This window comes from Actibacterium mucosum KCTC 23349 (assembly GCF_000647975.1).
Taxonomy (GTDB): domain Bacteria; phylum Pseudomonadota; class Alphaproteobacteria; order Rhodobacterales; family Rhodobacteraceae; genus Actibacterium; species Actibacterium mucosum.
Genome location: NZ_JFKE01000002.1, coordinates 285,950 through 298,864, shown reverse-complemented (window position 1 = coordinate 298,864; position 12,915 = coordinate 285,950). Strand labels below are relative to the sequence as shown.

Sequence of the window (12,915 nt, the reverse complement as noted above, 5' to 3'; positions counted from 1 at the left end):
CTATGCTCCTCGGTGATCTGTTGGGGCCCGGGCAAAACCCGGACCGCCCTGCGCGGTGCTGACCGCCGCACAAGGGGAAGATTTTCATAAAATCCTAAGCGAATGCTAAAGGCTGCGTACGCGGGGTCGGCGCCAATGGGCGACCGGGGCGATCATCAACTCATGCAGCGCCCAGACCAGCGCATCGACGCGGTCCGGGCTGCCTTTGCCAATATAGCCTTGCGCGGTCATCTGGCACATCTGGTCCTCCAGCGCGCCCATATCGCGCATATGCGCCACCCGGCCCTGTTCATACAGGGCGGCCACCGGCTCGGCCCGGGCGACCTTGCCCTTTGCGGCGCGCACGGCACGGAAGGGCACCGTCGGGTCCACCTGCCGCAACACGCTTTCTACCAGGTCGCCGCCCTGGTTCACCTCGGCCACAAGCCGGTCGGCGCCATTGCGTTCCATGGCCTGGATCGCTGCCTCGGCCCAGGTGGTGGGCGAGGCGCTGGCCACGCTGGCATCTTCCAGCACAACGGCGCGCCAGTCCTGCGGGTCGCCCTGCGCCCGCACGCCCACCACCACGATCCCGCATTCGTCCGAACCTGCATTGCCCGTCACCGGCGGGTCGACCGCCACAACGATCCGGTCCAGCTGTGGACGATGATCCAGCCGCCCGGCCTCCAACGCGGCCTGCGACCACATCGCGCCCTCGGCATCTTCCAGCAACTCGCCCGCCAATTCCTGCCGGCCCAGCCGGGTCCCGGCATAGCGCGCCTGCACCTCTTCCAGAAATGACGCCGCCAGATAGGCCTTGTTGGCCTCGGTCGGCGCGTGGGTCACCACGGTGGAGGGGTTGGACAGGATGGTTTTCAGAACCGAGACATTGCGCGGCGTGGTTGTCACGCATTGGCGCGGCGCCGGGCCCAGTCGTAACCCGAATTGCAACATGTCCCACGCCGCCTCGGCCCGCTTCCACTTGGCCAGCTCGTCCACCCAGGCCGCATCAAATTGCGGCCCACGCAGCCCTTCGGGTTCATGCGCCGAAAACACCTGCGCCACCGCCCCATTTGGCCAAACCAACCGTTTCCGGCTGGCCTCCCATTTCGGGCGGCGGTCGGGTGGCGAGCAGGCCAGAATGCCGCTATCGCCGAACACCATGACCTCGCGCGCCTGCTCGATGGTTTCGCCCACCAGCGCCACCCGGCGCGACCGACCGACCTCTAGCGGACGCGAGCCCTCCACCTCGCTGCGCACCCATTCAGATCCAGCCCGCGTCTTGCCGGCCCCGCGCCCGCCCATGATGACCCATGTGCGCCAATCGCCCGCCGGCGGGATCTGGTGCGGCAGAGCCCAGAATTCAAACAGGTATGGCAGGGCCAGCAGCGCGTTTTCACTCAGGCTGTCCAGAAACGCCGTCTGCGCGCTCGGCGTCTTGGAGGCAAGCCAGTCGGCGCCCGATCTCATCGCGTGCTCGGGCGAAATCGAGGGCATAGTCATAGGCTGTGCCGGATTCTGCTTTGATACGCTTTTCAACTCGCGACCTTTCGTCAAATGCCGTCTGGGCCGCTTTGCCCAGATCGGACAGCGCCCCTTTCAGCTCTTTGGCCCGGGCCGAATGGCCCAGAGCGATATCCTCGATGATGTTGTTCAACGCCGCGATGGTGCGCTGATAGTGGCGTTCAGCCGCTTCCAGCACGGCCTTTGCCGCGTCTTCCCCTGTTGGAGAAACCAGTGTCATTCGATAAGTATCCGCCTCTCGTGCCTAACCGTACGAGAGAATGAAAAAGCGGCCGAACGGGTCACCCCGCGGCCGCTTGCCCAGTTCTTCCAGCTTGACAAAAGTGGTACCCCGGACCGTCCCGAAAGTCAAGAATTATAGTGTTAACAGTACCTTACAGGACCGCGCCGCGCCCCCACCCGAACCCTGCAATTCTTGGAACCACGGTCGCCCGCTGCCTTATTGGTTCGCCCGCTCGGCCTCGATCCGGCGCCATGCGGCGACGTTGCGATTATGCTCGGCCAATGTCACCGCAAAAGCGTGCCCACCGGTGCCATCCGCCACGAAGAAGATGAACGGAGTGCTGTCGGGGTTCAGCGCCGCTTCGATCGCGGCCCGTCCGGGGTTGGCGATAGGAGTGGGCGGCAACCCGTCGATGACATAGGTGTTATAGGGAGTCTCGCGCCGCAATTCCGACTGACGCAGCCCACGGCCCAGCGTGCCCTGCCCGTTGGTGACACCATAGATCACCGTCGGGTCTGTCTGCAGACGAATGCCTTGGTTCAATCGGTTTACAAAGACACTGGCCACCTGACGGCGTTCATCCGGCAGACCTGTTTCCTTTTCGACGATCGAGGCCAGGATCAGCGCCTCTTCGGGCGTATCAATCGGCAGATCGGCGGCTCGCGCCTGCCAAAGATCTGCAAGGATACGCGACTGGTTATCCTGCATACGCTGCACCAGAACAGCGCGGTCGGCACCGCGCCCAACCTCATAGCTGTCCGGTGCCAGCGATCCTTCCGATGGCAATTCCACCTCGCCCGTCAGGAAGTCTGCGGCCTTCAGCATCTCGGTCACTTGCCAGCTGGTCACGCCTTCGGCCACCGTGACGCGATAGCGGATGTCGGGGGCGCCGGCGGCCTCGGTATAGGCGGCGGGTACCTCGCCGGCGACCGGATCAAAGGCGGCGATTTCCACATAGCGGTTGGTGGCGGGGTCCAGCTCGTTCAGCTGCAGCTCGGCCCGCGTTACACCGATGCGAAAGTTCACTTCGGTGCCACAGGTCGACCGGCCGGTGCCTGTGATGGTTCCCAGAATGCCCTCCATCGAGGTGCCCGGTTCCACCAGGTAACTGCCGGCTTTCAGCTGCCCTGCCCGGCCCGAATAGTCCGAGCCCATGCGAAAGATCGCCACGCTGGACACCGCGCCGCGGTCGCCCAGTCCGGCCGACACATCGCGCATATTGCTGCCCGGGGCCACGCGGAAACAGATCGCCTCGGCCAGGGGGCCCGGCCCGCTGAACTGCTCTTTGCCCCAAATCGCCACGCCGCCCGCAAGCAGCAAAAGCACCACAAAGAACGACAGCGCGTTCGAGGCCAGATGCCGCCACATGTCAGGTTATACCTTTCCCATCACCAGCGACGCGTTGGTGCCGCCAAAGCCAAAGCTGTTGGACAGCGCCACGTTGATCTCGCGCGGTTGTGCCTCGTGCGGGGCCAGGTTCAGAACCGGCTCGACCTCGGGGTTGTCCAGGTTGATCGTCGGTGGCGCCACCTGATCGCGGATCGCCAGGATCGAGAATATCGCCTCGATCGCACCAGCCGCGCCCAACAGGTGCCCGGTGGCCGATTTGGTTGACGACATCGTTGCCTTGGCCGCCGCGTTGCCCATCATACGCTCCACCGCGCCCAGCTCGATCGTGTCGGCCATGGTCGAGGTGCCGTGCGCGTTGATGTAATCCACATCTCCCGGTTCCAGCCCGGCGCGTTTCAGCGCCGCGCGCATCGACCGTTCACCGCCATTACCGTCCGAGGCCGGCGCGGTGATGTGATAGGCATCGCCCGACATGCCATAGCCCAGGATCTCGGCATAAATCTTGGCCCCGCGCGCCTTGGCGTGCTCGTATTCTTCCAGAACCACCACACCGGCGCCCTCGCCCATCACGAACCCGTCGCGGTCGGCGTCATAGGGGCGGCTGGCCTTGGTGGGATCGTCGGCCCATTTGCTCGACAGCGCTTTCGAGGCGTTGAACCCCGCCACCCCGATCTCGCAGATCGGGCTTTCGGCGCCGCCGGCCAGCATCACGTCGGCATCGTCCAGCGCGATCATCCGCGCCGCATCGCCAATGGCGTGCGCGCCGGTGGAACAGGCGGTGACGGCGGCGTGGTTGGGGCCCTTGAACCCGTACCGGATCGACACCTGACCCGAGACCAGGTTGATCAGCGCCGAGGGGATAAAGAATGGCGACACGCGCCGCGGGCCGCGCTCTTGCAACAAAACGGCTGTGTCGGCGATGGTCGACAACCCGCCAATACCCGACCCGATCATCACACCCGTGCGTTCCTGGCTTTCCAGATTTTCAGGTGTCCAGCCGGAATCCTTCACGGCCTGATCCGCTGCCGCCATTCCGTACAGAATGAAATCATCCACCTTGCGCCGGTCCTTGGGCGCCATCCAGTCATCGGCATTGAACGTGCCGTCGCTGCCATCACCCAAAGGCACTTCGCAGGCGTATTTCGTCGTGACGCGTTCCGCGTCGAAGCGTTGAATCAGGCCAGCACCCGATTGACCCGCCAAAAGCCGGGTCCAAGTTTCATCTACCCCGCAGGCCAGCGGTGTCACCATGCCAAGGCCGGTCACAACTACTCGACGCATTGTCTGCTCCTATCGCCTCAAATGTTGTCGCTCCTGATACAGCGGTTTCCGCTATCAGGGCAAGGGCTGCCGGCATGGCGCTGTGTTTCGGAAAAGACTTGCTTAACCATTCTCACTTAACCTTTGGGTAGGATTTGTACCTTTGCGAGTTTTTTCATGACTTTTCTCCTCCCCAAAGCCAAATTGGCGCTTAGTTTCCTTGTGGTTCTGACCATTTCCCTGTTGATGGAACTGACCGGCTCCGCCGCACTTGCCAGCGAACTTGCGCCCAGTTCCGAGGCGACGCTGCTGGCCTTTCGCCTGCAATTGCCATGCGCCACCGACACAACCACCTGCGTGGTCCCACCTGTAACCGCGCAACCCGCACGTACCAAGACCACCGCCACACCGGCATCCGGTCCGCCCTTTCGCATGAATTGGGACGGGACCCTGCCCCTTTATGCCCGCCTGTCTGCCGCGATCACGCTGGTCGGCGCAGGGATATGGATAATGACGACAAACCGCTTGCCCGGTGCGCGCAGGAAAGCGTCAGCGCTGGCCGGCGTGCGGCATTGCAACCTCCGCGCTCAAACCATCGTTGGCGGGCACATCATGGGTGGGTTTGTCAAAAAGGTCGGGCGAAACGGGTGCGAAATGGTTCTGTCCAAAACCGCGCAACCCGTGTGGCCCAATACCTCGGCCCTTGAGGGGCAAAAGGCACATATTCGTCTGGGCGGCTTCGTTCTGGCCGGCACATGTATCGGGGCCGCATCGTCCACACTTCAGTTTCAGTTCAACAATCGGCTTGCCACGCGCAAGCTTGACCGCATTCTGACGGCAATGCCCGCACCCGGCTCAGAAGATACGGCAAAACAAAAGGGCCGCGGCAAAGGCCCGGCCCCTTCTATAGTCACGTAAGCGCGGGCCTGATTAGGCCGATGCCTCGGTGATGAATTTCACGGCGTCACCGAAGGTCTGGATGGTCTCGGCGGCGTCATCGGGGATCTCGATGCCGAACTCTTCTTCGAAAGCCATAACCAGCTCAACCGTGTCCAGGCTGTCTGCGCCCAGATCGTCGATGAACGAAGCGGTTTCGGTAACTTTGCCCTCGTCGACCGTCAGGTGCTCGACAACAATTTTCTTAACGCGATCTGCGATGTCGCTCATGTCTTTTCCTCATCTGTGTGGGAGGCACGCTCCCAAGTTTTTCAGCCTTCTGACCGGCCGACTTTTGCAATCGGGCCCGGCCCGCGGCGAAATCTGGGCCGCCTATAGCATAACATTCCCGCGAGGCAAACGTTTTCGCCTACCCTATTCGGCCAGCAATAACCCGTTATACACTTGCACCACATAGTGATCCGCCGCATTGGGCACCACCCGTTCCGGCAGATAAAACCGCACAACCTGCAAGGGAAGTTCAAAAACCGCCAATCGGGCACGGTCCGAATCACACCCGATCGAGGTTGCAAATGCCTCGATTGCCGCGTCGAACCTGGCAACCTGTTGCAAGATGTCGTTCAGCGCCGCAGAGTCTGTTCCCATGGCTGACAGGCCCGACGGGCTGTTGCACAATAACACCTGCGCGCGGCCCTGACCTTCGCCGCCCATGTCTTTGTTGGCGGCCCGAAAAACGCCGCGCCTGTGTTGACGCAGCCCAACCTGCCGCTGGGCCCCAAGACCACGATGCAATTCAGCTGGAACGCCGCAAGCCTTTTGTTGCTGTCGATTGCCGCGGGCTTTGCGCTGGCAGCGCTGCGCGGCGAGGTGGATACGCTGGTCTGGTTCCTGACGGTGCTTTGCGGGTTGCACGCGGTTTTGGGCGTTGTCACAACGCAGCGCGCACAGATCACAACCATTGGCTTTCCGCCGACGGTTCTGTTTGCCGCCATCATCGTGTTCGGCGTGCTGGCCCTGACCACCGCCTAGACCAAAAAGGGGCCGAGATTTCCCTCGGCCGCTTAGATCACAACATCGCCATTCCGCCATTAACGTGCAGCGTTGCCCCCGTCAGGTACGACGCCTCGGCGCTGGCCAGAAACGCCACCGTCGCGCCAATCTCGGCCGGATCGCCCATGCGGCCCGCCGGAACCTGCGTCAGGATCTTCGATTTCTGATCATCGTTCAGCTTGTCGGTCATCGCCGTGGTGATGAACCCGGGCGCCACGCAGTTCACGGTGATGCCGCGGCTGGCGACCTCGTAGGCCAGCGATTTCGACATGCCCACAAGGCCCGCCTTGGCCGCGGCATAGTTGCCCTGCCCCGGGTTGCCGGTCGCACCAACCACCGAGGTGATGTTGATGATGCGCCCCCAACGGGCCTTCATCATCGGGCGCAGCACCGCCTGGCTCAGACGCATGGCCGCGGTCAGGTTCACGTTCAGAACCGTCTGCCATTCCTCGTCGCTCATCCGCATGAACAGGTTGTCGCGCGTCACGCCTGCGTTGTTCACCAGAATGTCCAGACTGCCCATGGCTTCGATTGCCCGCTTGGGCAGCTCTTTCAGCGCCTCGGCGTCCGAAAGGTTGCACGGCAGCACATGCGCGCATTCCCCCAGTTCCGCCGCCAGCGCCTGCAACGGCTCTTCACGCGTGCCCGAAAGACCCACAACGGCGCCTTGCGCATGCAGCGCCTTGGCAATCTCGCCGCCGATGCCGCCCGATGCGCCGGTCACCAGCGCGGTTTTTCCTGTCAGATCAAACATCTTATTCCTCTGCCATGCTTTCGATTGCGGCTTTCACGTCGTCGGGTGTGCCCACCGGGCGCGTCGCTGCCGACCGGTCAATCCGGCGGATCATACCACTCAGCGCCTTGCCGGCACCGATCTCCCAAAACTCGGTGACACCTTGGCCAATCATCCACGACACGGATTCACGCCAACGCACCGAACCGGTGACCTGATCGACCAAAAGCGACCGCACCGTCGCCGGGTCCGAGATACCAGCCGCCAGAACATTCGCCACCAGAGGTACGGCAGGCCGTTCCAGATCAACATGCGACAATGCCTCGGCCATCTGTTCGGCCGCCGGGCCCATCAATTCGCAATGGAAAGGGGCAGAAACCGGCAGCATCACGGCTCGCTTGGCCCCGGCTTCGCGCGCCTTTTCGACTGCGTGCTGCACGGCACCCACATGGCCCGAGATCACAACCTGCCCCGGATCGTTGTCATTGGCGGCCTGGCACACACCGCCCGTGTCGGCGGCGGCTTGCTTGGCCAATTTGTCAGCCGTGGCAAAATCCAGCCCCAGCAATGCGGCCATCGCACCTTCGCCCACCGGCACGGCCTCTTGCATCGCGGTGCCCCGCAACCGCAAAAGCTTGGCAGTATCGGCGATGCTCAGCGCGCCGGCAGCCGCCAGAGCCGAATACTCGCCCAACGAGTGCCCGGCCACGAATGTGGCGGCGTCAATGCTCAGCCCCTCGGCCTCCAGCGCGCGAAACGCTGCCAGCGAGGTCGCCATCAGCGCCGGCTGTGCATTCTGCGTCAGGGTCAGCGTCTCGGCATCGCCCTCCCAAATCAGCGCCGACAGCTTTTCGCCCAACGCCGTGTCCACCTCGTCGAACACAGCTTGCGCGGCCGGATAGGCCTCGGCCAAGGCTTTGCCCATGCCGATGGTTTGCGCCCCTTGGCCTGGAAATACGAATGCCCGGCTCATTGATCCCTCCGATTGGTTTTGCGCGGAGATAGCGCGCGAAAGGCCGCGGTGCAAACGAAATGGCAATTAGCGCGGGGATTGACCGACGCGGGCAAGGAAATCCAGCGCCAGCAGGTCCTCAACCACCTCGGCCTCGATATTTGCAACATTGCGACGAACACGTGCGGCATGTTTGGCGGCCTCAACCGATCGGTTCGACCCGCGCGCGATCTTTGCCTCAAGCTCGGCATTGGAACGGGCATAGTAATGGTTCAACTGAATCCGTGTCGCAGCATAGAATTGGCGTTCGCTGCGGCCCTTGTTCGTCGCCGCCTCGCCCCGGTCATTCCACGTGACCGGTTTGCCATCGATCTCATAGCTGTGCACCCGCAACGCCGTCACATGGCACGGATCGACAATGGTCTTGAAGTTGCTGACCCCCCGCGCGCCGGACGCAGGATCAGCCGCCCGCGTGGTATAGTTGCGGACCACCCCGCCCTCAGGGATTGCGTCATGGCCATTGCGACCAAAATTGTGCCATGGCAGCGTGATCGACCGGACATCTGCCAATGGCGCCAAAGCGTCGGCCAAAGACGCATCTGCAACGGGTACCAGAAACTCATCCGCGTCAATCGCCGCCATCCACCGCCACCTGGCACCAAAATTGCGGATCGCATGGGCATAGGCGAGCACCTGATTGTGCAGCTCGCGCCCCGATTGGCCATCAAACAGCTTCTGGTCCCACGGGATCACGGTCAACGCTTCGCCCAGCTCGGCCCGCAAGATGTCCATGGTGCCGTCTGTGCAGCCATTGTCATAGGCATAGACATGCCCCACCCCGGCCACCAAATGGAACGCGGCCCATTCGCCGATATGGCGCGCCTCGTTTCGAACAATCAGGATCAACGCCAGCCCGGCACGGTCCGGGGCAGCAACAGGCGGATCGAACCGCAGCTTGGTAACCGGTTTGCCAGAGAACAACGCGCGCAACATGAAAGCCCCTTCGTCTGAGGGGCTTTTCTAGGCGGAATAGCGAATTTTGGCCAGTGGCTTAGTCGACAACAACCGGCTTTAACCGGCGGCCCACACGTTCCCACCCGCGCAGCATGATCCGCTGCGGGCGCAATTCATAAGACAGGCGTTCGTGCAACACGCGCATGGTGCTCTCGCGACCCGACGCCACTTCGACCACGCCACCCTTGCCCTGCAACCGCAGGAACAAGCGGGCATTGGCACCGTGATTGGACGCACGCTTGATATAAGCTGAACCCACCTGGTCAAACGGGATCTGCTTCAAAACACGGGCCCGGCCGGCACGATTGCAAACGCTCAGTCGAATCTCGGACTTGCGCAGATCCACCTCGAAATCCTGCGCCATGCCGCGCTCGGCGATCCAAAGGAACATCAATGCCGGAATGGCCAACGTCGCCGTCGACGCCATCCGCACAGAAGTATCCGAAAGACCCGCGGCCTGAACCTCGGGAATCAGCCAGCTGCCAAAGGCCATGGACATAAAGGCCAGCCCGGTCATGGCCGACACACGCTCAATCAAAGCGGCGCGTTGGGACACACGTGAATCCGATCGGATCACGTATCCCCATTTTGTTTCTGTTACACAAACCAGCGGGACTTTGCCCACAATCGTCACGCCACTATCGGTCGTTACCAGCGCATTCATCGCGCACCTCCAAAGGCATGTTCGCCGCCGAAACTGCACGTCAAACGTGTTCAGAATGCGACATCGCCCGTTCCATTTCGCGGCAATTTCCCCCGGTTGCCCCTCTTGCAAACCAGTGTTTTCTGGGTATAAGGGCGCTTCCTTCCGCGACTTTGCAAACCGGTGCAGTCTCTCGTGGGCGCGTGCGGAAGGTTACGCGGGCCCTTTGAAATGCACCTTGAAATGAAATGGAGAGCACATGCCCCTTTACGAGCATGTCTTTATCTCGCGTCAGGACTTGTCCAACGCGCAGGCCGAGGGCCTGGTAGAGCATTTTTCCACCGTATTGGCCGACAATGGCGGCAAGGTTGTTGATCAGGAATACTGGGGCGTCAAAACGATGGCCTACAAGATCAACAAGAACCGCAAGGGTCACTATGCCTTCCTGCGTACCGACGCCCCGTCGGATGCCGTTCAGGAGATGGAGCGCCTGATGCGCCTGCATGACGACGTGATGCGCGTTCTGACCATCAAGGTCGACGAGCACGCCGAAGGCCCGTCCATCCAGATGCAGAAACGCGACGAACGTGGCGACCGCCGCGAACGCCGCAACTGATCACCTGAAGGAAAGGACATAAACCATGGCGAATAAACCGTTTTTCCGCCGCCGCAAGGTCTGCCCCTTCTCGGGCGACAACGCGCCGAAGATCGACTATAAAGACAGCCGCCTGCTGCAGCGCTACGTGTCAGAGCGCGGCAAGATCGTGCCGTCGCGCATCACCGCCGTGTCGGCCAAGAAGCAGCGTGAGCTGGCCCGCGCCATCAAACGCGCCCGCTTCCTTGCCCTGCTGCCCTACGCTGTGAAGTAAGGAGAAAGCGCAATGCAAGTTATCCTTCTTGAACGTGTGGCCAAGCTGGGCCAGATGGGTGATGTGGTCGCTGTCAAAGACGGCTATGCCCGCAACTTCCTGCTGCCTCAGGGCAAAGCCCTGCGCGCCAGCGACGCCAATATCGCCTCGTTCGAAAACCAGAAAGCGCAGCTGGAAGCGCGCAACCTGGAAACCAAGAAAGAGGCCGACGCCCTGGCTGAAAAGCTGGACGGTCAGCAGTTCATCGTGATTCGTTCCGCTTCGGATGCGGGTTCGCTTTACGGCTCGGTCACCCCACGTGACGCTGCCGAAGCCGCCACCGCCGAGGGCTTCAGTGTTGATCGCAAACAGGTACGCCTGATCGCGCCGATCAAGGAACTGGGCCTGCACAACGTGTCGGTCGTTCTGCACCCCGAAGTCGACGCCACCATTCAACTGAACGTGGCCCGCTCGGAAGAAGAAGCCGAACTGCAGGCATCGGGCAAGTCGATCCAGGAACTGGCCGCCGAGGCCGAGGCCGAAGCTGAATTCGAAATCGCCGAACTGTTCGACGATATCGGGTCGGCTGCGGACGACGAAGAGCTGGGTGTGGAAGCCGCCCCCGCCACCGAAGAAGAGGCCCCCGCAGAAGAGGAATAATCCTCTCTTACATCGGCAAAAGTTTAAAACCACGGCGGATTTCCGCCGTGGTTTTTTAATGTTCGGGCCACAAAGCATTTAAACTTTCCCCCAAGTTAACCGGGGGTTAAGGCCTGAAGATTGACAAAGGGAATTGTTAAAGTAATTATCTAAGGCTCTATGGACGAACCAAGGACATCACATGCCTACAACAATAAATCTGGATGCCCTCTCTTTGGCCGAACTAAAAGATCTGCAAAAAGACGTGGCCAAAGCAATTACGAGTTTTGAAGACCGCAAACGCAAAGAAGCGCTTTCCGTATTGGAAGAGAAAGCGCGCGAAATGGGGTTTTCGCTTAATGATTTAACCAAAGGTGGAAAGAAGAGTGCGCTTCCGCCGAAATACCGCAATCCCGAAAACCCGGATCAAACCTGGAGCGGCCGTGGCCGCAAACCACTTTGGTTCTCGCAAGCCATGGCCGCAGGTCGCGACGTGGCCGAATTCGAGATCTAGTCGCGGTAGCGATACAGACCAATGGCCGCCAGTCCGCTGGCGGCCAATATGAACAAAGCTATGCCAGGTCCTTGATTTGGAAATGAAATTCCGTGGTCGATAAGGTACCCTGTCACCCCCGGCCCAATGGCCGAACCAAACACCATCAATGCCGAGGCCAGCGCTTTTATTCCACCAAGATGAGCTGTGCCATACAGCTCGGCCCAGATGGAAGACGTCAACGTCGCCCCTCCGCCCTGCATAAGACCAAACAAAACAAACGCGCCGGCCAGCGCCATTTGGCTGTCTCCGATCCACAAAGCCAGCATCGCCAACGCAAATGGGATTTGATAAAGCGCAATCAAGCGCCGTGATCCAAATTGATCAATTGCCCAACCAAAAGCCATCATTGAAAACAGGGATACAACCGTAAAGATAGGCAGCATTGCCACGAAATCGAATTGCGTCCAATCTTTAACCTCGGCCATATGAACTTGGTGAAACAGCACGGCCGTCCCAAAGGCCGGCGGCCCCAATAGCAACGGCACCAACATCCAGAACAACCCGTGCCGCAACATCTGCGCGCGCGTCCAATGGCGCCCTCGCATCCCCGCGGCGTCAGAATTTTGTGCGTCGGATTGAGGCGTACGCTCTTGTTTTAAAAGGGAAAGAAGCAGCGGAACAAAGGCCACGATCACGATCGCCGCGCCAACCCAAACCACCCGCCATCCAATCAATGTTGTCAGCGTCAGCGCCGATATTGGCAGCAATGCCTCGCCCGCTGAAAAGCCCAGCGTTACTAAGGCCAACGCCCTGCCCCGGGTGGCCACAAACCAGCGAGCCATGGCCACACGTGCCACGTGGCTGGCCATCCCCTGACCAAAAAAACGCAGGGCAAAGATGACAACGACCAGCCCCCAAACGGCTCTGTTCCCGGCCATAGCGACGCATGCAAGCGCCAGACCGATCAAAACAATCGTGCCGAGCCCCCGCATTCTGTAGCGATCCGACAACGCCCCAGCCCAAACCATCACCGCAGCCGAGGCCAAGGTGCCCGCGGCATAAACCGCCCCCCAGCCTGCATGGGTTAATTCGAATTCAGCCCGAATTTCCCCGGCAAAAACAGATATGAAGAAGGTTTGTCCAAAGCCTGACAGAAAGGTCAGAATAATTCCGCCACCAATCCAACGCAGATTGTCCCGCAAAAACGAAAGTGTAGAAGGCGGCCGTGACATAATGATCCGATCTGAAAGGTGCAAAAGAAAAAGGCGCCACAAGGGCGCCCTTTGTCAATTGTTTTTGCGGCTGAA

Annotated in this window: 17 protein-coding genes; 6 read left to right on the top strand and 11 right to left on the bottom strand. The window is 61.0% G+C overall.

Features of this window, described 5'->3' with window-relative positions:
* Nucleotides 1-105: 105 nt before the first annotated feature.
* The 4 genes from ACMU_RS04785 to fabF all read right to left on the bottom strand — a co-directional run bounded on the left by ACMU_RS04785 (nt 106) and on the right by fabF (nt 4,357).
* Nucleotides 106-1,449 carry a DNA-packaging protein gene (locus tag ACMU_RS04785; protein ID WP_051587985.1) on the bottom strand — a complete coding sequence of 448 codons (1,344 nt, stop codon included), beginning with the start codon at nt 1,447-1,449 and terminating at the stop codon, nt 106-108.
* Nucleotides 1,376-1,723 (bottom strand): hypothetical protein, encoded by a 348-nt coding sequence (locus tag ACMU_RS18645; RefSeq protein ID WP_051587984.1) that lies wholly within the window; start codon nt 1,721-1,723, stop codon nt 1,376-1,378. Before ACMU_RS18645 ends, ACMU_RS04785 begins: the two co-directional genes overlap by 74 nt.
* A gap of 219 nt (nt 1,724-1,942) precedes the next feature.
* Complete coding sequence (gene mltG, locus ACMU_RS04775) at nt 1,943-3,094, bottom strand: endolytic transglycosylase MltG (protein WP_035256730.1); 1,152 nt, start codon at nt 3,092-3,094, stop codon at nt 1,943-1,945.
* 6 nt (nt 3,095-3,100) lie between these two features.
* The gene (fabF, locus tag ACMU_RS04770) at nt 3,101-4,357 is read right to left on the bottom strand and encodes a beta-ketoacyl-ACP synthase II (protein WP_035256728.1); all 1,257 of its coding nucleotides are present in this window, start codon (nt 4,355-4,357) and stop codon (nt 3,101-3,103) included.
* A 156-nt stretch (nt 4,358-4,513) separates the two neighbouring features.
* Here fabF and ACMU_RS04765 point away from each other — a divergent pair, with 156 nt between their 5' ends.
* Nucleotides 4,514-5,254 (top strand): hypothetical protein, encoded by a 741-nt coding sequence (locus ACMU_RS04765; protein ID WP_035256726.1) that lies wholly within the window; start codon nt 4,514-4,516, stop codon nt 5,252-5,254.
* 12 nt (nt 5,255-5,266) lie between these two features.
* On the opposite strand, the gene ACMU_RS04760 is transcribed toward ACMU_RS04765, so the two are convergent.
* The gene (locus ACMU_RS04760) at nt 5,267-5,503 is read right to left on the bottom strand and encodes an acyl carrier protein (protein WP_035256725.1); all 237 of its coding nucleotides are present in this window, start codon (nt 5,501-5,503) and stop codon (nt 5,267-5,269) included.
* A 144-nt stretch (nt 5,504-5,647) separates the two neighbouring features.
* Nucleotides 5,648-5,878, bottom strand: a complete 231-nt coding sequence (locus ACMU_RS04755) for a hypothetical protein (protein WP_152544511.1) — start codon at nt 5,876-5,878, stop codon at nt 5,648-5,650.
* Between the two features lie 102 nt (nt 5,879-5,980).
* Between ACMU_RS04755 and ACMU_RS04750 the strand changes: the two genes are divergently transcribed.
* Nucleotides 5,981-6,262 (top strand): hypothetical protein, encoded by a 282-nt coding sequence (locus tag ACMU_RS04750; RefSeq protein ID WP_152544510.1) that lies wholly within the window; start codon nt 5,981-5,983, stop codon nt 6,260-6,262.
* A 37-nt stretch (nt 6,263-6,299) separates the two neighbouring features.
* Here the strand turns inward: ACMU_RS04750 and fabG are convergent, their stop codons facing one another.
* The 4 genes from fabG to ACMU_RS04730 all read right to left on the bottom strand — a co-directional run bounded on the left by fabG (nt 6,300) and on the right by ACMU_RS04730 (nt 9,646).
* Complete coding sequence (gene fabG, locus ACMU_RS04745) at nt 6,300-7,037, bottom strand: 3-oxoacyl-ACP reductase FabG (protein ID WP_035256718.1); 738 nt, start codon at nt 7,035-7,037, stop codon at nt 6,300-6,302.
* Between the two features lies 1 nt (nt 7,038).
* Nucleotides 7,039-7,989 carry an ACP S-malonyltransferase gene (gene fabD / locus ACMU_RS04740; protein WP_035257504.1) on the bottom strand — a complete coding sequence of 317 codons (951 nt, stop codon included), beginning with the start codon at nt 7,987-7,989 and terminating at the stop codon, nt 7,039-7,041.
* Between the two features lie 66 nt (nt 7,990-8,055).
* Nucleotides 8,056-8,961, bottom strand: coding sequence for a glycosyltransferase family 2 protein (locus tag ACMU_RS04735; protein WP_035256716.1), 906 nt, complete (start codon nt 8,959-8,961; stop codon nt 8,056-8,058).
* A 58-nt stretch (nt 8,962-9,019) separates the two neighbouring features.
* Entirely contained in the window at nt 9,020-9,646 is a 627-nt protein-coding gene (locus ACMU_RS04730) for a hypothetical protein (RefSeq protein WP_035256713.1), read from the bottom strand.
* A 238-nt stretch (nt 9,647-9,884) separates the two neighbouring features.
* Here ACMU_RS04730 and rpsF point away from each other — a divergent pair, with 238 nt between their 5' ends.
* The 4 genes from rpsF to ACMU_RS04710 all read left to right on the top strand — a co-directional run bounded on the left by rpsF (nt 9,885) and on the right by ACMU_RS04710 (nt 11,626).
* Entirely contained in the window at nt 9,885-10,241 is a 357-nt protein-coding gene (gene rpsF / locus ACMU_RS04725) for a 30S ribosomal protein S6 (RefSeq protein WP_035256710.1), read from the top strand.
* Between the two features lie 25 nt (nt 10,242-10,266).
* On the top strand, nt 10,267-10,494 hold the full coding sequence (gene rpsR / locus ACMU_RS04720) for a 30S ribosomal protein S18 (protein WP_035256708.1): 228 nt from the start codon (nt 10,267-10,269) through the stop codon (nt 10,492-10,494).
* A 12-nt stretch (nt 10,495-10,506) separates the two neighbouring features.
* Nucleotides 10,507-11,133: a 50S ribosomal protein L9 gene (rplI, locus tag ACMU_RS04715; protein WP_035256705.1), complete on the top strand. Its 627-nt coding sequence runs from the start codon at nt 10,507-10,509 to the stop codon at nt 11,131-11,133.
* Between the two features lie 181 nt (nt 11,134-11,314).
* On the top strand, nt 11,315-11,626 hold the full coding sequence (locus tag ACMU_RS04710) for an H-NS histone family protein (RefSeq protein ID WP_035256702.1): 312 nt from the start codon (nt 11,315-11,317) through the stop codon (nt 11,624-11,626).
* Here ACMU_RS04710 and ACMU_RS04705 read toward each other — a convergent pair.
* Entirely contained in the window at nt 11,623-12,840 is a 1,218-nt protein-coding gene (locus tag ACMU_RS04705) for an MFS transporter (protein ID WP_035256699.1), read from the bottom strand. The genes ACMU_RS04710 and ACMU_RS04705 overlap by 4 nt on opposite strands.
* Nucleotides 12,841-12,915: the final 75 nt, after the last annotated feature.